Origin of the sequence: Paraburkholderia sp. MM5477-R1, from assembly GCF_050436385.1 — a bacterium.
In the GTDB taxonomy this organism is placed as follows: Bacteria; Pseudomonadota; Gammaproteobacteria; order Burkholderiales; family Burkholderiaceae; genus Paraburkholderia; species Paraburkholderia tuberum.
Window position 1 is genome coordinate 747,495 of the sequence record NZ_JBNDMC010000006.1, and the last position, 22,153, is coordinate 769,647.

Consider the following 22,153-nt stretch of genomic DNA (forward strand, 5'->3'; position numbering starts at 1 on the left):
GCCAAAGGCGCGTGCTAGCGTCCGCTGCTATGCGGCATCAACGCGGCAAGCCAGATCGCGACCGCCACCGCGCCGCCATCGGGCCAACCCACCGCACGCGCGCCGAGATAGCTCGCGCGTCCGGCGCGTGGCGCCATGCTCGCGGTTTCGTCCGCGCCCTTAGCCGTCGAGGCCGCATTCCAGCCCGGAGTAAAAAACCCCGCGATAAGCCGAAAACAGAATTGTCGGTCCTTCTGGCGCAGAGATGGGTCATCGCCCGCCTACGCAATCAGCGCTTCTTCAGCCTGGACGACGCGCTCGGTGACTATCTGCCCGATCTCCGGCGACCCGTGCCTCCGCTCGATCCGACGATCGATTTCGCATTCAAATCAGTGGCTTAGGCCGAGATGGGAGATGCGGGATACGGCGGATTTTTTGCGAATCCCGGCCGACCCTCCGCCTCGCTCAAAATACCGGAAGTCGAATCAGCGCGCTGAAAATTTGGCGCTCTCGTTACAACGTAATGGCGGGAATGTTCTATGACGCCGACTTTTGGTCCCTTCTACTCACTTACCGATCCTCACTTTTTGAAGCGCGATCGATTACGCATGTGGGTGATGCTTTCACGGCACGCTCACAGCAACTACGGGAGTATCGAATGTCTAAGGCACCGTCCCCTGAAGTCGATATTAGAACACTGCGCAAAGTCATCATGGCTGCCTCGATTGGTAACTTTGTTGAATGGTTCGATTTCGCAGCGTATGGTTTCCTCGCAACTATCCTCACTAGCGAGTTTTTTCCGAGCAGCGATCCAGCCGCGGGCCTCCTGAAGACTTTCGCGGTGTTTGCAGTGGCTTTCGCATTTCGTCCGGTCGGTGGCATAGTGTTTGGCGTAATTGGAGATAGGATTGGGCGCAAACGCACGCTGGCGCTGACCATCTTGATGATGGCCGGGGCGACCACACTGATCGGCCTGCTGCCGACCTACGCCGCCATCGGTGCTCTCGCGCCGTTGTTGCTAACCGTGATTCGCTGCGTGCAGGGCTTTTCGGCCGGTGGTGAGTATGCTGGCGCCTGTGCCTACGTAATGGAGCACGCCCCGCAAAACAAACGCGGCTGGTACGGCAGCTTTATTCCCGTGTCGACTTTTTCTTCATTTGCGATCGCGGCCGTCGTCGCTTATGCGCTTGATGCAACGCTTTCGGCTGATGCAATGCGCGCGTGGGGATGGCGCGTGCCGTTCCTCGCGTCCGCACCCATCGGGCTCATCGGGCTGTACCTGCGCATCAGTCTCAATGAAACACCCGCCTTCCGCGCTCTTGAAGGCGAGCACCAGGTGGCGCATGCGCCGTTGCGCGAAACGTTCCGTACGCAGGCGGGCGGCATTCTGAAGCTCGGTGCATTTATTTCAGTGACAGCATTGTCCTTCTATACCTTTACTACCTATTTCGCGACATATCTGCAGGTCGTAGGACACATGAGTCGCGCAACTTCGCTGCTGATCACCGTTGTGGCACTTTTGTTTGCTGCGGCCATTTGTCCGCTTGCCGGCCTGTATTCTGATTTCGCCGGGCGCCGCATGACATTATTCACCACGTGCGCGCTGTTGATTGCAATCGTCTATCCCTCGTTCTCGCTCGCGGGCTCGGGACAATTTCTGTCAGCACTGATCGGCGTGGCAATGCTCGCGACAGGCGCGGTGTTGTCGGGCGTGGTGACGGCTGCGTTGTTGTCGGAAGTGTTCCCAACCAGGATGCGCTATACCGGGTCGGCCATTACCTATAACCTCGCCTACACGATCTTCGGGGGCACCGCGCCGTTGGTCGCTACCTGGTTGATCGGCACGACCGGAAACAATATGTCGCCCGCTTTGTATCTGATCGCCGTATCTTTCATGGGCCTGATCGGCGGGATGATGCTTCCAGAAACTTCACGAACGTCCTTGCAACATGTGGGCACTGACAACGACCCAGCTATAGGCGAGATGCTCGGAGCGCAGCGACCGCTCAGGTAGCCCGGATCGCTCGAAGCTTTCCCGAGACTGCCGGCCGGCACGACGCGCGGCTTTGGCGTCGGCGAATTCCGCGAGGTTGGCCGCCTGATCCTCGAAGTGTTCGATGCGCTGGGCCGCCATCCGGATGGGGATGCGGCCACTGAACAGCGCGTACGCCGTGAGATTTTCGCGCTGTGCGAACGCTTTCCGATTTACTGATTCGCCGAATCGCCAAGCTTGCGCACAGCCATAGCGACCCCACACGCCAGAAGCCTATACGGAGCATCGAATGAGCAATCTGCATGAGAACAGCATCATCATCGACGGCCTGAACATTTCGAAATTCGACCGCTCGGTGTTCGAGGACATGAGGAAGGGCGGCATCACCGCGGCCAACTGTACGGTGTCGGTGTGGGAGAGCTTTACGAAGACCGTCGACAACATCTCGTTGATGAAGCAGCAGATCCGCGCAAACAGTGAGTTGCTGACGCTCGTGCGCACCACCGAAGACATCGCGCGTGCGAAGACGGAAAACCGCACTGGGGTGATCCTGGGCTTCCAGAACGCGCATGCGTTCGAGGACAACCTCGGCTATATCGAAGCCTTCGCCGACATGGGCGTGCGCGTCGTGCAGCTTTGCTACAACACGCAGAACCTGGTCGGCACCGGTTGCTATGAGCGCGACGGTGGGCTGTCGGATTTCGGCCGCGAAGTGATTACCGAAATGAACCGCGTCGGGATCATGGTCGATCTGTCGCACGTTGGTGGCAATACGTCGTCGGAGGCCATTGCGTTCTCGAAGAAGCCGGTCTGCTATTCGCATTGCCTGCCGTCGGGTCTCAAGGAGCACCCGCGCAACAAGTCAGATGAACAGCTGAAGGAAATCGCCGAGGCCGGCGGCTTCATCGGCGTGACGATGTTCGCGCCGTTCCTCAAGCGCGGAATCGATGCGACGGTCGAGGACTACATCGAAGCCATCGACTATGTCGTCAACCTGGCCGGCGAAGATACGGTGGGCATCGGCACCGATTTCACGCAGGGCTACAGCGTCGACTTCTTCGACTGGCTCACGCACGACAAAGGCCGCTATCGCCGTCTGACGAACTTCGGCAAGGTCGTGAACCCGGAAGGCATCCGCACGATCGGCGAGTTCCCGAACCTCACCGCGGCCATGCAGCGCGCAGGCTGGAGCGAGACGCGCATCCGCAAGATCATGGGCGAAAACTGGGTGCGCGTGTTCCGCGATGTCTGGGGCGCATAAGCACCGAAGACCGATCCTCATTCATCGAAACGCGACGGGCGCCGTGACGAGCGCCCGCGCGAACCGAAACTCACCCCTCGGAGCACCCTCGCGATGCAACCGCAACTGCCGATCGACGTCGATCCGAACACTGGCGTCTGGACCTCTGACGCACTGCCGATGCTGTACGTCCCGCGCCATTTCTTCACGAACAATCACACGGCTGTCGAAGAGGCGCTCGGGCGTGATGCCTACGCGGAGATCCTCTACAAGGCGGGTTACAAGTCGGCCTATCACTGGTGCGACAAGGAAGCAAAGCAGCACGGCATCAGTGGCATAGCCGTATTCGAGCATTACGTGAAGCGTCTTTCGCAACGAGGATGGGGCATCTTCACGATCGTCGAAGTCGATCCGGTGAGCGCGCGTGCGCGCGTCGAACTCCGTCACTCATCCTTCGTGCTGGCGCAACCGGGCAAGCACGGCAAGCTTTGCTACATGTTCGCGGGCTGGTTCGCCGGCGCTATGGACTGGGTGAACGACACTACTGAAGCTGGCGAGGGCGCTCCGCGCTCGCAGTCGAAGGAAGTGCAATGCGCAGCGGAAGGCCACGACCACTGCGTGTTCGAAGTGTCGCCAGTCGCGCAATAAACCGTTTTCTCGCAATAAGCTGACCTGAGATGCTGAGAGACGGCGCCGGAGCGTAGGCCATTGCAGTACGCGAGAACGGACATCGTGTCCCTGACGCGACGTACAAGTGCGTATTCGACGGCAAGTCGAGCGCAGATTCCACGCTTGCCCGAGCGCGGATTCCACGACTGCCCGAGCATGAATTTCACGTGAAGTCGAGCGCTGGAATGTGAGGTAACCACGCGGGTAACCCATGGCACCCTCGACGTTTTTGCGTCGGGAGTGCGAATGCCGAACAACAGGTTATCCATGCGTCAGATCAAGGAAGTCTTACGGCTCTATTAGGTCTATTAGGGGGGCCCCGGTAGGCGCGATTTCCTGTCATAAGCGCCGGGGTTATGTACCATTAGCGACTCCCCCGCAAAAGTGTCATAGCGTGACATATAAAATCCGCTGTGCGAGTAGGGCCGACAGGGTCACGGGAACGAAATCCGGCCCCCGCATTCGCCTCCCTACGGAGCGGTCCGAATTCAAAGCAGATATCCGCGTCGCTACTGAGCACCCTGGGGACTGACCGCTTAGGCCGACAACGTGCTGGCCAATCTGACCGAGCGAATGGCCGTTGCACCTGGCGAATGCCGCCGATCGCCGTCCTTTCCACTCCGCCGTAAAATAGCTTCGCCTGTGACAGCGGAGAGTACAAGGCGCTATGAAAATCCGTACGCGGTTCGTCACCGCAATATTGGCGGTGCTCGTCGCCATCGCGGTGCTCTTTATCCCGTTGCCGCAGCGAATTGCGCTCGACACGCGCATCATTTCGGTTGCGTCGATACAACGCCCTCCCACGGTCGTGTTCGACTATGTCACGACGCCGGCTCACTGGCCAATCTGGCATCCGTCATCGCTCGCGGTCAGCGGTTCGGTGGAACATTCGCTCGATGTGGGCGAGCAGGTAACGGAGGAATTCAGGGTGGCGGGCAGGCGTGGCCGCGTTGTGTGGACAGTCGCGGCACGTGTGCGTCCGAGCAAGTGGGTGATAGCAGGAAAGATTGACGGCAGATCGGCCGGCACCGTCACTTATTCGCTGACATCGACTGTGAGCGGAACCCGTTTCGAACGTGAATTCACCTATCGCGCGCCGTCGTTGTGGTTCGCGATATTGAACTGGTCCGTGCTGCGCGCGCGGATTCAATCTGAATCGGATACGGCAGTCTTGCGACTTAAGAGCCTTGTGGAAGCGTCACCGCAGCATTAGCAACGTCGCTCGGCTGGCGTTGTGACTTGGCGTTTTCACGACCAGACTGAATCCTTGGGTACAAGTCTGCTAGCGGCCATTCGTGAGGGCAATCGAAGCGCAAGAGGGTGCCATATGCGGTCGTTCGCCATTGCCACGATTTGGACATTTGAGTGTCCGTTCACACCGGTTGAATCCGCGCCGGTTGAATCCGCCATTCATTGGAAAGTCCGCTTCGGATCGCGGGCCTAGACCGCTCGCGCGGCAGGGGCTCCGATAGACGGTGGCGCAATGGAGAGGAAACCGACTCTGTCTTCATGTCGACGGGCGGGGAAATCCGCCTCGTCTTCCATCGTGAGAAGCATCGACGGCCACATGTCGCCGAGATCGGTGGGGCAGGAGGTGAGCAGAACTTCCTAGCGCCAATCGTCGAGGACGAAGTCGTTAGGGCGGCTGTAGGCAGGCTCGTTAGGCCGATGCATGGTCACCACCTGCATTTGGTTGCGGAAACCGCGTGCCATCATCTGGCGATAGGCTTGCTCGCGCCCGGTATTGACCCCAGCCAGGACCCTCGCCATCCCCAATGCGGTGGCGAGCGCGCTGGCGGCGTCGAGCAGCGCGCCGAACCGATCGGAGGCACCCGGACCGGGGCGCACCGCGCCGAATTTGATGAAGAGACAATCGGCACCGGCCTCGCTCGCCGGTCCCCAATGGCAAACCGCGAAGCCGCCCAGCTGGCCCGAACGCTCCCATAACAGCAGGGCGTCGCCGAGGCCGCGCGCGGCGACGGTGCGGATCTCAGCGGAGAGATCGAGGCCGTCGAGGATCTCGTCGCTGAGCGCGCGGCTCGCTTCTTCCGCCGCCCGCCGCTCGCCGGCCGCGAGCGCCGTATAGCGCGCGTCCTGCGGCAGCGGGCCGGACGCCGCCGCCGGCGCCGCCATGATCGCGGTGAGAAAGCGCGGATAGAAGCCGAACTTCTGATAGAGCCAAATGTGCTTCGTGCTTTGGGCGAACGTGCACAGGCCGGCATGGCGCGTGCCCCAGTTCGCGAATTGTTCCGAGACCGCTGCGACCAGCGGCTGGGCGATGCCCTTGTCCCACAGATCAGGGCGAACCGAGAGTGGGCCGAAAAAGCCGACACTGCCCCAGTTGGTGGCGAAGTTGACGCCGGCGAGCGTGCCGTCGTGGTCGGCAGCGAAGGCGGCGGTATGCTCGCATCCGAAGCGGCCATAGACGTAGTCGAAATCGGTCCAGAAATTATCGGGATCGGCGACGCCGAAGAAGGTACCGAAGGCGCGCCGCACGATGCGCTGCCCCTCCGGCAGGTCGCGCTCTTCAAGTGGACGAACGTTGAGCATGTTGGCAATCCCCCGTCCTCGGCCATGACCTGCAACGATCGTAGCATACGGTCGGGTCCTCGCGAATAGGCGGGGCGGAGGTCTGTTGAGGTTTACGGGCGGCCCCGTCAGGCCGAGGTCGTTAAGGTTTATTCGATGCCTGCCATCGGCCGCAGGAATGTGCATGCCTCCGCGCATGTCGGCAGGCGTCGAATAAGCCCGATGGAGGAAACCGCGGAGTGCTCCGATGCGCTCGGAGCTTCACGGCTATGGCGATTGATAGACCGGGATGCTGAGTGGCGTCGGATGCGGCACGGTCAGGCGAGGTGCCAAGCGGGCGCTGACGCCGTGGCGGAGCGGTGCAGTCGTGCATGCGCGAGGATGACGCGCGCGGGCGAAGCGCTTCGCGAAGCGACACGCGCAAACGTCCGCCCCTGGGCCGCGTTGCCGCAGAGCGAACGTTCGACAGGCAGGTCGAGGAACCGTGGAGTTCATGTCTGATCCCGGCGCATTGGCGGTGCACGGATCGGGGCGCTGCGCGCGAGGATGTCGATGACGATCATCGGTGCGCCGCAGTGCCGGCAGATGAAGACGGGGCGGGTTGCGACGATGGCCTCGTCCGGTGACGGGCTGATCTCGGGTGCGACGTGCAGCAGATTGCGCACCCTCGCGAGACTGGTACGGCGCACCGGGTTGGCGAGCAGTCCGTAATGACCGATCCGATGGAAGCCGCCGGGTAGCACATGGAGCAGGAAGCGGCGTATGAATTCGCCGGTTTCGAGGGTCAGGGTCTTGTAGCGGGTGCGTCCCTTCGCACGGTAGTCCTTCCAGCGGAACGTCACGCCACGCTCATCGAAGGTGACCAGGCGCTGGTTGGAGATGGCGACGCGGTGCGTGTAGCGTGAGAGGTACTCGAGCACCGCCTTCGGTCCGGCGAACGGGCGCTTGGCGTAGACCACCCATTCGCAGGTACGTAGCGGCGCAAGCCACCGGGCAAAGGTGGCGGGGTCAGCGAGCCCGGTGTACTCGCCGAAGAACTGCAGGTCGCCACGGTGGTGAACCGACTGGAGTGCCTCGAGGAAGCGGCGCCGGAACAGGCGTGACAGGACGCGCGCGGGCAGGAAGAAGCCGGGCCGGCAGGCGATCCAGCGCTCACCGTCAGGCGACAGCCCGCGACCGGGCACGATGCCGTGCACATGCGGGTGATGCGTGAGCGCCGAGCCCCAGGTATGCAGTACGAGCGTGGCGCCGATCTGGGCGTCGAGGTGGCTGGGATCCGCGGCGATGGTACGCAGCGTGTCGGCGGCGATGTCGAGCAGCAGGCCGTAGATGATCCGTTTGTTGTACCAGGCGATCGCACTGACGGGCGCGGGGAGCGTGAAGACGACGTGGAAGTATTCGACGGGTAGCAGATCGGCCTGGCGTGCTTCCAGCCAGCGGTGGGCGGCGCTGGCCTGGCACTTCGGGGAATGCCGGTTCCGGCACGAGTTGAAGGACACCTCTGTCCTTGCGCAGCCTGAACAGCGCAGCACATGTCCACCCAGTGCCGCCGTGCGGCACCGTTCGATGGCCGACATGACCTTCAGCTGCCCCAGGCTCAGGTGTGTCGTGGTTTGCCACGCTGGTCCATGGCTGCGGAAGATGTCCGCAACCTCCAGCATGAGGCGTTACAGCGCGCGGGCCTACCCGGCAGGCAGGCGGTCCAGCGGACTGGTGACCTCGTGCAGCAGGTCGGTGGCCACCTGGACGCAGAGCGCGGTGTTCTCAAGCTTCGCATGGCCGGGCAGCACCTGGATCACGCGGATGTCCACCTTCTGTTCAAGCAGGTGTGTCGCAAAGCTATGCCGCAGCGTGTGCATGGACATGCGCTTGTCGATGTTCGCAGCCTCGGCGGCGGCATGAATGGCACGGTTCAACTGTCGCGTGCTTAACGGATCGAGCGGATCGAGCCCGGGAAACAGCCACCCGCCATCGAGCATCCTGCCCTGCGCACGGGCCACGCACCACCACACACGCAGACGCTCGAGCAGCACCGGCGAGAGCATGGCGTAGCGGTCACGGCGCCCCTTGCCCTGCTCGATGCGCAGTGTCATGCGTTCGCTGTCGACGTCGGTGACCTTCAGCGCTACCACTTCGCTGGCGCGTAGCCCCGCGCCGTACGCGACCGACAGCGTGGTCTGGTGCTTCAGGTTGCCGGCCGCCTCGATCAGTCGCCGCACTTCATCGGGACTGAGCACGACGGGCAATATGCGGGGCACGCGCACCGGTTGCATCCTGACCATCAGCTCGGGCCGGTCGAGCGTGACTGTGAAGAAGAACTTCAGGCCCCGTTACGCCGCCATTTTCTTCGCTCGATTAAACGGAGCCAGGAGCAGAGACTACACCGGACAGTGTCCGAAACGATCATGCGAGATCAAGGGTACGCACGAACTTCAGCAGTTGATCGCTGACATCGGCGGCGGCCTCATGCTGAACCCAATGCCCCACGTTATCGAGTTCGAGTCCTCCTACAAGGCCCGGTAAGCCGGCGCGAAGGTCGTCGAGGCTAAGCGGATATAGCTCTTTCAGACCGTCCGCCTTGCCCCAGATAAAAAACGACGGCTGAACGATCTTCGCGCCCTTCCACGGAGCGGACAAGGCGAAATACGGCTCCGCCGCGCGGTAGTAATTCAACCCTCCGTGGAAACCGGTACGCTGAAATTCCGCGATGTTATGCGCTACATAGTCTGTTGGGGCCCACGAAGGCAACGGTCCAGGGGCAGTACGATGAAGGCTTCGAGCCGGATCCAGCGGACTCCACTGCTGGCCAGCTGGCGCGGTACCCGATGCCCAATACAGAATGCCGGGAATGGTCACCGCTGCGTTGGCCCAGATTTCGTCGGCGTCGGCCCGAATTTGCTCGAACATATAGAACTTGTCTTGAAGCCCCGCCTTTCGCATTCTGTCGAAAACACTAGCGTCTCCGCGCGGCACGAAAGGGACACTGAGGCAGAACACCGCCGGAAATCTGTCCGGGCGCATCAGCGCCGCGTTCCATGCATGGGTCGCCCCCCAGTCATGTCCGACGAGGACGGCGCGGGGAATCGCTAGCGCATCGAGCAGGCCAATCAGGTCGCCTGCCGTGTGCAACGGTGTGTAGAGGTTTGCGTCGACTGGAGCCGAGCTTCGCCCATAACCGCGCATATCCGGGGCAATCGCACGAAAACCCGCCGCCGCAATGGCCTTCATCTGCCGCCGCCACGTATAGGCGGTGTCCGGGAAACCGTGGCAGAACAGCACTGCTGGCCCCTCACCTTGCTCCGTTACGTGCAAGGTAATGCCGTTGGTCGCAATGTCGTATTGTTTGATGCCATCGCTCAAATCTGAAATCACTTCATCGCTGTTCGATGCGCTCATTTCATTCAACTCCTTTAGTCGACCTGCAGGACCCTATCCGGGTCAGGATGTGACCGTGATGGCTACGACAGCCTTTTCGCCTCGAGCCAGGCGCGGATTACCTGGACGAGTTCAGCCTTGCGTTCGAGCGGAAGCCAGTGGCCTGCGCCCAGCGTCGCCACAGACAGATCCGTGCAGGCGTTTCGCATGGGCTCGCCGAGAGCGCTGCGGGTGATATCGCAGATGCCATCAAATTCGCCGTTCACGAACAGCACAGGCTGGCTCAGGCGGCCGCTGTCGGGCGCAATTCGAGCGTAGGCGATGTTGGCGTCATCGTTCAGATACCAGGCGTTACCCGGACGAAAACCGGTCACACGGAACACATTAACCAGCGCGTCGAAGTCAGCCGACGGCCAGAGCGCCGCGTCCGGCGCCACCGTCGGCGCGCGACGTGCCGACCCGAACCAGCCTCCATTGCGCGAGACCAGCGCAGAGCGATAGATGTGGTCCACGGATTTCGGGTCTCCAGACCGATAGATCGCCGCCAGTGTCGCCGCTATGTCGGCATTGAAGTCGGTAACGGTCTGATCGAAATGAGTCAGATAGAAGCGGTAGTAGTCCCATTGCCCGTCCGGATACTGGTCGGCGGGATAGAGCGTGCGATCGACCAGGGGCAGCAGACTGCGCAACCCGAAGCTCTCGGGCATATACGGAACGGAGACGAACACAACGGCACGGCTGCGCTTCGCGTGATGCGCAGCCAGCGCCCCGGCCACCGGGCTTCCGAGGTCGTGGCCGACCCATATTGCCGGACTTGCGCCCAGATGGTCATGAAGCTCGACCATATCGTCAACGATCTCTTTGAGTGCATAGGCATCGGGCGCGCCTGGTGTCGATGAGCCGCCGTATCCGCGCATGTCCGGTGCAATGCAGCGCCAGCCCTCCGACGCGAAAGCCTCGATCTGCGCGCGCCACATCAGACCGAGCCCGGGCCAGCCGTGAAGGAGGATCATCAGTGGCCCCTCGGCGGGCCCGGCCTCCCAATAGCGCGTGGAATGGCGGGGTGAGGCGAACGTGTGGGCGATCATGGCAGGAGCATTCTCCGGTGGTCGGTCGTCCAGAAAGGACGCGGTTTTCGATTCCATTTGCAGCGTGAGTTCGCAAGCGCAGCGTGACTCACTTGCCGCCCGCCTCGAGAACGGCATTCCGCAAAAGACTAGTACGGAATTCTCATCTATCGCCGTTCAGGATTATGACTATACTCCAGCTCAGATCCGGTGACTGAAACGTTCATCACCCTCCCAATTAACGAATGGAGCGGAGCTTTCAAATGGCTTTTCGTAAATTTTTTATCGCAGGCGCGACTGGTGACACGGGCGGAGCAACGACAACGGCCCTTTTAGCTGCAGGCGAACAGGTACGAACCCTGGTGCGACGCGAGGACGCTCGCTCAGAGCGGCTGCGCGCACAGGGCGTCGAGGTGCTGGTTGGCGATCTCTCGGATATCGACGATGTCGCACGCGCTCTTCAAGGCATCTCATCGGCCTATTTCGTTTATCCGATCGAGGCTGGTGGGATAGCGGCCAGCGCTTCGTTTGCACAGGCCGCCCGTGAGACCGGAATCGAATCGATTGTGAACATGTCGCAGATTTCGGCTCGCCGTGAAGCGAAAAGCCATGCCGCGCGAGACCACTGGATCTCGGAACAGGTGTTCGACTGGGCCGGCACGCCGGTCACGCATCTGCGCCCCACGTTCTTCGCTCAATGGTTGACCTACCCGGGTCAAGTCGCGTCCGTCAAAAAGGACGGGATGCTGCGTCTGCCCTTTGGCGAAGGGCGCCATGCGCCGATTGCAGCCGAGGATCAGGGTCGCGTGATTGCCGCGATCCTTCGCGATCCGGCGTCGCACGCGGGCAAGGTCTATCCGCTCTACGGGCCGGTCGAGATGAATCACCATGAGATTGCGGCGGAGATGAGCAAGGCGTTGGGTAGGACGGTCTCGTACCAACCAGTCGATCTCGATCTGTTCAAACAGCGCCTGAATACGGATGCAAAATTCAGCGACACCTTCACGCAGCATCTCCTGTCGGTTGCCGTCGATTACCAGGAAGGCGTTTTCGCCGGCACCAATTCCTTCATTGAGGATTTGACCGGTACTCCGCCGATGACGGTCCAGGCTTTTATCAGGAAGCACGCGGCACGGTTCGCCTGACCGCGATTCCACAGCAGAGAAGACGAACAAAACAGGAGCTTGTCATGCAGTCCTCCCGCATTGATGCAGCCAGTGAGATCGGGACCGAGGAATACCTCGCCAATCCCGTATGGATCGCTCTGAGCGAAGCGCCTCCGGCCTTCATCGAGCGCCGCGAAGGCGGTGCCCGGTATCGCCCGGAATTTGCGCCGTTCGGGGCCGCGCAAAATTACACTGCGCAAAGCGTCTCTCAAGTTGCAGCAATGCTCCAGCCGGGACAGCGCCTTTCATTCTTCACGGCGGCCAAACCGGACTTGCCGCCCGGCTTCGAAGTGGTGCGCGAGGCTGTTGCAAATCAGATGGTTGCCGCCAACAGGTTCACCGTATCGTCCGATGAGCGGATCATGCGACTCGGTGTCTACGACACACCTGATATGCTCCGACTCGCCGAAATGACGGAGCCTGGACCATTCAACGCCCGGACCAACGAATTGGGTCACTTCTTTGGCGTTAGGGAGAGCGGCCAGCTGGTGGCAATGGCGGGCGAACGAATGACTGCCGGCAAGTACGTCGAAATCAGCGCCGTGTGCACGCACCCCGAGTGGCGCGGCCGAGGGTTGGGTCGACTGTTGATGGAGCACCTGGCGGCAACCATCCAGGAACGCGACAGAATACCGTTCCTTCATGTGTTCACGAATAATGTTTCCGCCGTTCGTCTGTATCGGGAGCTCGGTTTTCGCATTGCCAGGACTTTGCAACTGACGGCAATTGTGAGGTCGTCGGGCGAGACCTAACCGCTGCTGCGGGAGCACCGGGCGAACGGCATTGCCTCAGGTTGACTCGTAGCACAATGCATCTTTGAGACTGGAAAATGGGGCACTCACAAGCTGGCAAACTGGCCACGCATCAGCGGATTGTGCAGGTCGCCGCACGGCGTTTGCGCGAGCGCGGCATTGAGGGAATCAGTGTCGGCGACATCATGAAAGAAGCCGGCTTAACCGTCGGCGGCTTCTACAAGCATTTCGAGTCACGCGATGCGCTCGTGACGGAGGCTTTCATCATGGCATTGCAGGACATCGAGCATATTCAGGCCGCGCTCAAGACGGCGCCTGAGCGCGCGATAAGCACATATGTGTCGGAAAGCCATCGGAACAACCTCGGCAGAGGTTGTCCAATTTCAGCGCTAGTCAACGACGTACCGCGCGCGCCCGAAGCAACCCGCGAGGCATTCACCGAACGTGTCAGTGAGATCATCGCTTTGCTCGCACAGTCTTTGCCGGATACAGAAGACGCCCATGCTAAAGCGGTGATGATCTTCAGCACCTGCGTTGGTTCAATAGCGCTCGCTCGCGCCGTGAATGACCCGAGTCTGTCGAACAGGATAATCGAAGGAGCGCTGGCGGAGATGCTCAAGATGTACGAATGATGTCGATCAGCGGAAAAGGATAATTCGCTGGCTTCGATCATAAGCCGGTTGATGGAGCAGAGCGGACGCTCGAATGTCTGCGCGGATCAGCGGCCGGAGGGCCGCAGTTGGCCGACTGCTGACTCATAAGCCTGCGTGTCGTCCAGTTGAAGCGTACTTCAGCCGGACGTCAGAGCCCGGCGGGGAACGCGTCAGATTAAGGTATTTCCAACGTAAATTGACACCCTCGCTGCAAAGTCTCAGGACCAAATCTGACAGTTTCGCCGTTGACGTACGTAAACGTCCGAATCTTGACGGTACCCCGATTACGAAACGGTCGCCTTTGCCGATCGGCGCGGCTATGACGGCATCGGGCTATGACGGCATCGCCGTGGCGCGGGGGATGGTGGAGCGCGGCCGGCAGATCCTCGGCCAGCTCGAGAAGCGCCTAGAACGCGCGAAGGAGGCCGTGCGCGAGCGGTTCGGCACTGCCGACAACCGCTCGCGCTGCGTCTTCGCCATGAACCTCAACTACGACCCCGACGTCGTGCCCGAGATCGTCGAGGCCGACGCGATCTTGCGCCGCGACCATCAGAAGCTGGCTCCGTTCCGGTGCTATGCCCGCTTATGGCTCGAGCGCGACTACGACGCGGCGGCCGGCAAGGGCGAGGTCATCGTCCAGGGGGACTCAGCCGTAGCGGCGGATCGTTTCCTGCACGCTCGACAGACCTTTGCGCAGGTCATCGGCATTCATGACCGGCACGAGTTCGATCTTGGCGTTCAAACCAAAGAAGAGCCGCTCGGCGGTATCGGCAATCTGCGATGATTCCGCCATGTTCACGATGAAGAAGCCGCCCCGGTCGCCATTCTCGGCGTGGAAATAAGCGGCTTCGGGCTTCAGATCCTCGGTTAGCTGTTGGAAGACTTTTTCTAATTTGCCGGCGCGGATGGCGGAGTTGCCGGCATCAGCGGAAAACGAGAACTTCACCATAACACGCATGACTTACCTCCCTGACGGTTGCCGGGTCGCCCGGCGACGGGCACCCTCGGTGGATCATTCTTAGCCTACGCTCACCCGCCCGCAACTTGGATCGGCGGCAACCCTAGGCGGGGGATTTCGATCGCGGCGCAGCGGTTCATCACCTAAACGGACTTTTCGTACGCTAAGCGCGCTACGCTGGGCGTCTCGAACGTCTCTGCGCGACCCGTTGCCGCCACTCTGTCTCGTGGAGGCTCTACGGCAGATATCCAAGGGACAACTGACAGTGAGCAGAGCACACACGTGCCGACAAGGGGCGCAAAACGCGTAGATTTAGGCGCATCCCGACAACGTCTCCCGCTATTCTTCATACACGGGTCGCGCAGTTCGCGCCCTTTCCTCGCGCGTGCCGACCGTCTTGCGCTTACACGGGGGACGTATGAGCCCTGCTGCTAGATTGTCGCGTCTACGGCGCGCATCTGGAAGCTGTCGGTCGTCGCGAAACATCTCGCTGGTCATCGCGCTTGCACTGACTGAACTGTTCTCTGGGCAACAGGCCTTCGCGGCAGGACCGCTGCCGCAAGGCGGCCGCTTCGTAGGCGGCTCAGGAAGCATTGCTCAGAACGGCACGAACCTGAACATCACGCAAACGGGCTCACGGGGGATCATCGAATGGGACAGTTTCTCGATCGGACCGCACGGCACGGTTTCGATCAACAACGGCACGGGCGCGACACTCAATCGCGTGACGGGTAACGACTTCTCCGCGATCCTCGGCACGCTGAGCGGCACCGGCAGTATTTACCTTGTCAACCCGCATGGGGTTCTAATCGGGCGAAACGGCGTGGTCTCGACGGGCGGGCGCTTCGTCGCTTCGACGCTCGACATCCCCAACGACACATTTTTGAATCCGCCCGCGATCGGTGGGTCGGTCTACACGGGCAGCTCCACGGCGAATGTGATCAATCTCGGCAGACTCATCTCGTCGGGCGGGGACGTGTTCCTCATATCGGCTAACAAGGTCACGAACGCAGGGACAATCGATGCGCCAACCGGCAATGCCGAACTTGCCGTGGGGCGTCAGGTCCGTCTGCTTGACGGCACGGATCAGCAAGTTTTCGTGGACGTCGGAAGCGGCGGCACGGTGACGAACACGGGCTCGGTGCAGGCGGCTATCATCAATTTGCAGGCGGCCGACGGCAACATTTTCGCGCTCGCGGGTCATTCGGGAGCGCTGCGCGCCACCGGCACTGCGTCACGCGCCGGCCACGTGTGGCTCGTCGCGAACACCGATACCGCCACTTCAGTTATCAACACCGGTAGCGTCGACGCGCGCGGGGCGCAGATCAGCGCACGCAATGCGGACGGCAGCGGCGGCGCGGTCGATATGTCCGGCAAGGAGGTCGAGGTCGGCGGCGCGGACGTTCAGGCGAAAACCTGGAACATCACAACGGGGGACTTCATCACGGACGCCTCCACCGCTCGCACGCTGAGTGCAAGCCTGAGCCACGGTGCCTCGATCAACGTGGACGCGAACGGCGGCGACGGCCTGCTAGGGGCGACCGGCGGGGGAGACATCGCTATCGACGCGAGCATTCGCTGGCACGGCGCCGCGTCGCTGACGCTCGACGCGGCGCACTCGCTGACCATTGCGCCGAACGCGACCATCGCCAATCGCGGCACAGGCTCGCTGATTCTCAATGCCGACTGGCATGGCTTCGACAACGGCGGCAGCGTGACCAACCTGGGCACCATCGACTGGTCGCGAAGCACGGGCATCGTCACGGCGCTCTACGACATGAACGGCAGATACACGCCCGGTACGTTGCGCAGCAATCCTTCCTGGAGTGCCGCGCCGTTTAGTGGCCTGGTGACGCAGATCACCGCCTATCAGCTAATTAACTACCTGGCGGACCTTAATGCGGTGAATAACAATCTCGCGGGCAACTATGCGTTGGGCAACCTGTCAATCGATTTCCTGGATCCGGTGAATTTCGGCGGCATCGGCACCGCTGCCACACCGTTCACGGGTCAGTTCGACGGTATGGGCCATGTCGTCACGGGACTCAACATCTCCGGCGACGCCGATACCGGGCTTTTCGGCGTGATCGGCAAAACCGGCGTCGTGCGCAATTTTGATCTCACACAAAGCTCAGCGACCTCCTCCGCAGGACCGGTCGGCTTGCTCGCCGGCACCAACTATGGGCTCATTGTGCAGGTCGGCGTCTTCGGTAGCGTCCAATCCACGGGCGACACAAGCAGCGTGGCCGGAGGGATCGTCGGCGAAAATCGCGGCCTCGTCGAACAGTCGTTCGCTGCGGTGCAAGTCAGCGGCGCGGGCATGGTCGGTGGCCTTGCCGGTACGAACGATGGTTGCATCGAACAGTCTGTGGCCGAACATAGGGCGGGTGCCGGTGCGAAAGCCACGATCGGGGGACTCGTCGGCACGAATCATGGCGGCATTAACCAATCGAACGCAATCGAAATCTTGACGGGCGGCGCTGTGGTCGGCGGACTGGTCGGCAGCAATGCGGGCGTTATTCGCGAGTCCTATGCCAAGTCGACACTCGCGCCTGATCCGGGTGCAACGACAGGCGGTATCGCGGGCACGAATAGCGGCCGGATCGCCGCGGACGTGTTCTGGAACAGCGAGTCGTCCGGGGCGACGGCAGGCGTCGGCTCGGGCACACCGGTGGCGAGCTCAAGCGGACTCACGGACGAACAACTGACCGAGCCGGCGAGCTTCGGCCCGACGTGGGACTTCAGCGCGAACGGTGTTTGGGTCGTCGGATTTCCCTACCCGACGCTCCGCTGGTTGAGCGGATCCTGATATCCGGGCACTCGACTACAGTTCTGTGTAAGGCTTAGTGCCAGTTTCGAGCGACTCCGCTTCGTGGACTGGCAACCATATCTCGACTGGGCGTCACCGGCAAAGCGCGCAGCCGGCGCGGTTGGCGCAAGTCGACCCGATACGGCCCTTCAAGCTGCCTGGCAGCGGTCGTTCAATCGCTGGGAAAGCGGACGTCATATATTGGCCGCAGGAGAAGCCGATGAAACGCACATGGACAATCATTGGTGTTGCTGATGTGGCCCTCAGCTTCAAGTGGTATCAGTCGCTGTTCGGACAACCGGAAACGCTGCCAGCGCATGACTACTTCGGGCAAATCGTCGACACGGATGGAACGGTCTTGCTATGCCTTCACCGGTGGGGCGCGCACGAGCATCCTCCGCTGGCTAGTCGCGACCGTGCGGAACCTGGCAACGGACTGCTTTTGTTCTTTCGTATCGATGATTTCGACGATGCGCTGCTGAGAGCCCGCGCGCTTGTCGCCGGACTCGAAGAGGAGCCCAACGTGAACCCCAACACCGGAACCAAAGAGTTTGCGCTCCGCGATCCTGACGGGTACTACGTCATGGTGAGTGCGCTCGACCCGCCCTAACACTTCCATCAGGCGGTCGCGCGGCCAATGGCTACTATCGAGCATTTGCGCCTTCGCTACGCAGGTCCGCAACTGGCCGTTCAGTGCCTCATGCAAGCGGCATATGCACGCCAAGTCAGCGCGATGCAGCGATCGACAGCAGCCGGACCCGCTCCGGCCAGTCAATCCCCTCCGAAGCAGCCGTTCAACGTTTCACATGAGTCGCGTGCGCGGCTTGTCCGCGACTCGCCGCTAGATGAAGCGATGAAGAAGAAATCGGATTGCCATACGTGGAGCCGGCCAGCGGCGTGGTGCCGCTTGTTCCTGGAGAGCGCTGCCTAGTTCAAGACAAGCCATCCGCAGCCCATTATGAGATCGCGGAATTCTCAATCCGCTCCGTGGGATCTTCCTGATCAACGTACAAAGGCCGGTCTGGACGAACTCGGTAAACAGTGTGCGTGAGGAGCAGCCGGTGAAGCTGGTTACGTACCTGCCAATCCGGCCGCCGAACTCATACGGTGCCAGTCGCAAGGCGAAGTTACTTCAGGTGAATGAGGACTGATCCCTCCGATATTTCCGGCGCGGCCGCGCCCGTGTTTCCGGCGTTTTTCGCGATCCAGTCCTTCGCCTTTTGCACGCTTTCATCAATGCCTGCCTTGTCCTGGCAAACAGTTACCGAGAATCCGCCATCGCCGCTGCGCGCGAGGGTGTAGCCGACAAAGCCTTTGACCGAACGCAGCAGTTCTTCGACGTCAGTCGCTCGTTTCTCCAGCAGATCGAATAATTCCTTTGCACCCTTCCCGGAATATGTCCTTATAACAGTTTGCATGATTGGATCCTCCTGTTTGATGGACCAACGAGACGAGCACGCCGCACAAAATAATGTGGAGGCTCGATCTGCTCTTTCCGACAGCGTGTAGTGCGTGCAACTAATTGAGAAGGCCGCCCCACCTGATATCCGCGACCCTTACCTATCAGTGTAGTAACTGTGCCGTCGTCGTAAACGCAACGCCCGCAAATGGCCGTTTACTGCACCATGCACGCGGCCACACCCCCGAACCGCGCAGGGCAGCGGTCGACAGCCCTCGACCCCTAGTTGCCGTCGGACCCGGCACCAAGTCAACGGCAGATTTTAGGATCCAACGGCCATCCATGAGCCTGGTGCGGCCGGCAGGTTCTCAGCTTTTTGCTGGTTGGCGAGCGCACGGTTTTCGGTGACTCGACTATGATGATCTGGTAATGGCCTCGATTCCGCAGTAATACAGCAAGATCTCGAAACGGCGATTGTGGGAGGCGCAATGAGCGAGCAACAAAATGTTCAATTGGTGCAGCAAGCATACGATGCTTTCAGCAAGGCCGACATCGGGGGCGTCCTGAAAACGCTCGCCGAAAATGTCGACTGGTTCATACCTGGGCCTACGGAGATCATCCCATTCGCTGGTGGAAGGCACGGCCCTCAGGAGGTCGCGGAATTCTTCAGTGCGCTTGCGGCGACTCAGACTGCCGAACGGTTCGAACCTCTCAATTTTATTGCCAGCGAAGACAAGGTCGTCGTGCTTGGGGTGCAGCGCTGGCGCGTAAATTCAACTGGCATTACGTATGAGGATGAGTGGGCTCACGTCTTCACGATCGAAAACGGAAGAATCACGAAATTCAAGGAATACCATGACACTGCGGCTGAAGCGGCGGCCCATCGGCGATAGAAACATTGGTCTACCTTGATTAAAGCCGAGGCAACGTTCAGCGACCGCGAGTTTGGCCCTCATGTCGATTTTCTTCGGTAATTTTCTTCGGTACCACCAGCGGCGGCGTGCGTCGATCCGCAACATCGCCCCCTCCCGCACGCGCCTGGATGCCTCGTGTGGGTCACCGCAACGCTTCGCTTGACGAATAACGCGCTCGGGGCATTCTCTTTCGTCAAAGGCCCGCCCCGTTGCACCACTAGCCCGCTTTTCGCGTGGGACGGATCTGGGCGCCGGATTCGGCCCTGTCCCGGCGTTTCAGCGCACCGGAGAAGGCTATCCGCCTGCGCCTCCTGCATCGCACGACAGGCCTTGTAAGCATGTCTTTATGCTGAAGTCCAGTTATCGAATATCGCCAAGAGAGCTGGCAAGATCCCTCTTGGGCTCGCATCACGAATGACAGCCTGAGTTTGTCGTCAAGCCGTCACTAGGCCATCCTCGAACGATTCGATAAGATCGGCGGGGACGACACGATAGACCGCAGCTCAGGGACCGGCTCGGACAGTGCTTTAAGATCCGGCGCAGGTCGCCGCAGCGCGTCGTCCGTAGCAAATGCCGCTTCGAGCGCCTCCGAAATGTCCAGCAACCGCCCGTCTCCACGCGCTGGGCCGACCAACTGCACACCAAACGGCATGCCGGCATGATCGACCCCGCACGGCAGCGACAACGCCGGATTGGTCATCAGCGAAACGAGGTAAGTCAGTCCCAGCCAGCGATAGTACGTATCGAGCGGCTTGCCATTGATCGCTTCGAGATGCCATTGGGACCACGGAAATGGCGTGACGGACACCGTCGGCGAAACGATCACGTCATAGTGCTGCACGAGCGACTGGAAGCGTCGATACAGCGTCGTTTGCATCTTGTGCGCCCAAACGGCGTCGCCGAGCGTCATCGATGCGCCCAGCTCGAAGTTCGCGCGCGTATTGGGTCCAAGCTGCGACGGATCGCGCTCATAGATTTCCGCGAACTGCGCAACGAAGTTCTGCGCGCGCACTACGTCGAAGCATCGGTCGATGCCGCTCATGTCGATGCATACCGGTTCGCACACCGCCACGTGCCGTGCGATCTTGTCGACCTTCGCGCGGAACGTCGCGCGGGATGCGTCGTCGAGCGCGCATACCCCGAAGTCATCGGTAAAGCCGATGCGCAGCCCCGACGCATCGATCGGACGGCGCTGCGCAAGCGCGGCCGAATCGACGTCGTAAGATAGCGGATCGCGCGCGTCGAAGCCAGCCTGCGCGGCAAGCAGCAACCGCACATCGCCGACGGTACGTGCCATCGGGCCGCTCACGGTAATCGGCGCCCACCCGAGTTCGCGCCGGTCGCCCGGCACGAGTCCCGGCGATGGCCGCAGTCCCACAATCCCGCAGACCGCGGCTGGAATGCGCAGCGATCCGCCCGTGTCCGAGCCGGTGCAGAGCGGGAGCATGCCGGTTGCGAGCGCTGCGGCCGATCCGCCCGACGACCCCCCCGCGTTCAGCAGCGGCGCAAAGGGGTTGCCCGTCGCGCCCCAGACGTCGTTGCGGGTGTTCGCACCCGCGCCCATTTCGGGCGTGTTGGTCTTGGTTGTCACGATGGCGCCCGCCGCCCGAATGCGTGCGACCATCCCGTTGTCCTCGTCCGGAACGTTTGCGCGGAAGAGCTTCGAGCCATACGTCGTGAGTACGCCGGCGGTCTCTTCCAGATCTTTCACGCCGATGGGCACGCCATGCAGCAAGCCGAGCGGCTCGCCACGCATCACCGCCGCTTCCGCGCGACGCGCTTCGTCGCGCGCACGTTCGAAACACGTCGCCGCCATCGCGTTGACGGCAGGGTTAATCGCTTCGATGCGCGCGATGCACGCGTCAAGCAGTTCGACTGGCGAGACACTGCGATCGCCGATCAGTCGGCGCGCATCGACGGCGGAGAGAGAGACGAGAGAGTCGTGCGTCATGGGCATCGAGGAGGAATCGGATAAGAGCTCAAGCCGCCGCTGGCGAAGGCAAGGCCTGCTCGACACAGGCGATGATCGCATCGCGCGTGTTCTCGAGATGCGCGTACGTCTGCTCATGCACGGCGCGCATATCGCGGGCGCGGTAGGCGTCGAGGAGATCGGCATGCTCGCGGTTGTTGCTGTCGAGGATATCGCTTTTGACGTGCATCGAGAGGGACACGTAAGGCCGCGCGACCAGCGACAGCCCTTCGACCAGTTCAAAGAGACGCGTGCCGGCGGCGCTCGCCATCAGATGCTTGTGGAACTCCTCATTGAGGATGGCCCACCTCTCGGACGACAATGTCGCGCACATTTCATCATGCACCTTTTCGGCGGAGGCGAGCTCGCCATCGGTGGCATGCGCGCAGGCGCGTTGGGACAGCATCGGCTCGAGCACCATGCGCAGTTCGTAGATTTCGCTGACGTCCGCGGCCGTGAGCGCGCGTGTGACGACACCCTTGTTGGGATCGATCGAGACCAGCCCTTCCGCGCGCAGGTCGCGGAACGCTTCGCGCACCGGCGTCGTACTGACGCTGAGGCGTTTGGCGATCTCTTCCTGCCGCAGCCGCGTGTTCGGTGGATACACGCCGTTGAGAATCTCGGCGCGCAACGTGCCGAGCACGTATTGCTGAATCGTACGAAAGGGCTGGCTCATGCTCG

The 22,153-nt window shown here is 61.4% G+C and carries 18 protein-coding genes and 3 pseudogenes; 12 read left to right on the forward strand and 9 right to left on the reverse strand.

Features of this window, described 5'->3' with window-relative positions:
* Positions 1-14: 14 nt before the first annotated feature.
* Positions 15-182 (reverse strand): annotated as a pseudogene (locus OKW35_RS21825) (DAK2 domain-containing protein); the annotation flags it as partial.
* 455 nt (positions 183-637) lie between these two features.
* On the opposite strand from OKW35_RS21825, the gene OKW35_RS21830 reads away from it, so the two are divergent.
* The 5 genes and pseudogenes from OKW35_RS21830 to OKW35_RS21850 all read left to right on the forward strand — a co-directional run bounded on the left by OKW35_RS21830 (position 638) and on the right by OKW35_RS21850 (position 5,094).
* Positions 638-1,993, forward strand: a complete 1,356-nt coding sequence (locus OKW35_RS21830) for an MFS transporter (protein WP_429553116.1) — start codon at positions 638-640, stop codon at positions 1,991-1,993.
* A 30-nt stretch (positions 1,994-2,023) separates the two neighbouring features.
* Positions 2,024-2,191 (forward strand): annotated as a pseudogene (glyA, locus tag OKW35_RS21835) (serine hydroxymethyltransferase); the annotation flags it as partial.
* Between the two features lie 70 nt (positions 2,192-2,261).
* The gene (locus OKW35_RS21840) at positions 2,262-3,233 is read left to right on the forward strand and encodes a dipeptidase (RefSeq protein ID WP_429553117.1); all 972 of its coding nucleotides are present in this window, start codon (positions 2,262-2,264) and stop codon (positions 3,231-3,233) included.
* 93 nt (positions 3,234-3,326) lie between these two features.
* Positions 3,327-3,860 carry a DUF5943 domain-containing protein gene (locus OKW35_RS21845; protein ID WP_429402577.1) on the forward strand — a complete coding sequence of 178 codons (534 nt, stop codon included), beginning with the start codon at positions 3,327-3,329 and terminating at the stop codon, positions 3,858-3,860.
* Positions 3,861-4,548: 688 nt separating this feature from the next.
* On the forward strand, positions 4,549-5,094 hold the full coding sequence (locus tag OKW35_RS21850; RefSeq protein WP_184063177.1) for an SRPBCC family protein: 546 nt from the start codon (positions 4,549-4,551) through the stop codon (positions 5,092-5,094).
* 395 nt (positions 5,095-5,489) lie between these two features.
* Here OKW35_RS21850 and OKW35_RS21855 read toward each other — a convergent pair whose 3' ends face one another.
* The 5 genes and pseudogenes from OKW35_RS21855 to OKW35_RS21875 all read right to left on the reverse strand — a co-directional run bounded on the left by OKW35_RS21855 (position 5,490) and on the right by OKW35_RS21875 (position 10,930).
* A complete protein-coding gene (locus tag OKW35_RS21855; protein ID WP_429553118.1) occupies positions 5,490-6,431 on the reverse strand; it encodes a GNAT family N-acetyltransferase in 942 nt (313 codons plus the stop codon).
* A gap of 470 nt (positions 6,432-6,901) precedes the next feature.
* The gene (locus OKW35_RS21860) at positions 6,902-8,071 is read right to left on the reverse strand and encodes an IS91 family transposase (protein ID WP_429553119.1); all 1,170 of its coding nucleotides are present in this window, start codon (positions 8,069-8,071) and stop codon (positions 6,902-6,904) included.
* 21 nt (positions 8,072-8,092) lie between these two features.
* Positions 8,093-8,737: pseudogene (locus tag OKW35_RS21865) on the reverse strand (tyrosine-type recombinase/integrase); the annotation flags it as partial.
* A gap of 76 nt (positions 8,738-8,813) precedes the next feature.
* Positions 8,814-9,806 carry an alpha/beta hydrolase gene (locus OKW35_RS21870; protein ID WP_184063183.1) on the reverse strand — a complete coding sequence of 331 codons (993 nt, stop codon included), beginning with the start codon at positions 9,804-9,806 and terminating at the stop codon, positions 8,814-8,816.
* Between the two features lie 62 nt (positions 9,807-9,868).
* On the reverse strand, positions 9,869-10,930 hold the full coding sequence (locus tag OKW35_RS21875) for an alpha/beta fold hydrolase (RefSeq protein ID WP_429402579.1): 1,062 nt from the start codon (positions 10,928-10,930) through the stop codon (positions 9,869-9,871).
* A gap of 167 nt (positions 10,931-11,097) precedes the next feature.
* On the opposite strand from OKW35_RS21875, the gene OKW35_RS21880 reads away from it, so the two are divergent.
* The 6 genes from OKW35_RS21880 to OKW35_RS21905 all read left to right on the forward strand — a co-directional run bounded on the left by OKW35_RS21880 (position 11,098) and on the right by OKW35_RS21905 (position 17,800).
* Positions 11,098-11,997, forward strand: a complete 900-nt coding sequence (locus OKW35_RS21880) for an NmrA family NAD(P)-binding protein (protein WP_429553120.1) — start codon at positions 11,098-11,100, stop codon at positions 11,995-11,997.
* Between the two features lie 44 nt (positions 11,998-12,041).
* Entirely contained in the window at positions 12,042-12,770 is a 729-nt protein-coding gene (locus OKW35_RS21885; protein WP_429553121.1) for a GNAT family N-acetyltransferase, read from the forward strand.
* A gap of 77 nt (positions 12,771-12,847) precedes the next feature.
* On the forward strand, positions 12,848-13,402 hold the full coding sequence (locus OKW35_RS21890; RefSeq protein ID WP_429353034.1) for a TetR/AcrR family transcriptional regulator: 555 nt from the start codon (positions 12,848-12,850) through the stop codon (positions 13,400-13,402).
* Between the two features lie 340 nt (positions 13,403-13,742).
* On the forward strand, positions 13,743-14,207 hold the full coding sequence (locus tag OKW35_RS21895; protein WP_429353035.1) for a hypothetical protein: 465 nt from the start codon (positions 13,743-13,745) through the stop codon (positions 14,205-14,207).
* A 592-nt stretch (positions 14,208-14,799) separates the two neighbouring features.
* Positions 14,800-17,190: a beta strand repeat-containing protein gene (locus OKW35_RS21900; RefSeq protein WP_429553122.1), complete on the forward strand. Its 2,391-nt coding sequence runs from the start codon at positions 14,800-14,802 to the stop codon at positions 17,188-17,190.
* A gap of 220 nt (positions 17,191-17,410) precedes the next feature.
* Positions 17,411-17,800, forward strand: coding sequence for a VOC family protein (locus tag OKW35_RS21905; protein WP_429553123.1), 390 nt, complete (start codon positions 17,411-17,413; stop codon positions 17,798-17,800).
* Between the two features lie 517 nt (positions 17,801-18,317).
* Here the strand turns inward: OKW35_RS21905 and OKW35_RS21910 are convergent.
* Positions 18,318-18,608, reverse strand: a complete 291-nt coding sequence (locus tag OKW35_RS21910) for a hypothetical protein (RefSeq protein WP_018423619.1) — start codon at positions 18,606-18,608, stop codon at positions 18,318-18,320.
* Positions 18,609-19,077: 469 nt separating this feature from the next.
* Here OKW35_RS21910 and OKW35_RS21915 point away from each other — a divergent pair, with 469 nt between their 5' ends.
* On the forward strand, positions 19,078-19,482 hold the full coding sequence (locus OKW35_RS21915) for a nuclear transport factor 2 family protein (RefSeq protein WP_184063198.1): 405 nt from the start codon (positions 19,078-19,080) through the stop codon (positions 19,480-19,482).
* 466 nt (positions 19,483-19,948) lie between these two features.
* Here OKW35_RS21915 and OKW35_RS21920 read toward each other — a convergent pair whose 3' ends face one another.
* Both OKW35_RS21920 and OKW35_RS21925 read right to left on the reverse strand, forming a co-directional pair.
* Positions 19,949-21,454: an amidase gene (locus OKW35_RS21920; protein ID WP_429402582.1), complete on the reverse strand. Its 1,506-nt coding sequence runs from the start codon at positions 21,452-21,454 to the stop codon at positions 19,949-19,951.
* A gap of 28 nt (positions 21,455-21,482) precedes the next feature.
* Positions 21,483-22,148 carry a GntR family transcriptional regulator gene (locus OKW35_RS21925; protein WP_184063203.1) on the reverse strand — a complete coding sequence of 222 codons (666 nt, stop codon included), beginning with the start codon at positions 22,146-22,148 and terminating at the stop codon, positions 21,483-21,485.
* Positions 22,149-22,153 lie beyond the last annotated feature (5 nt).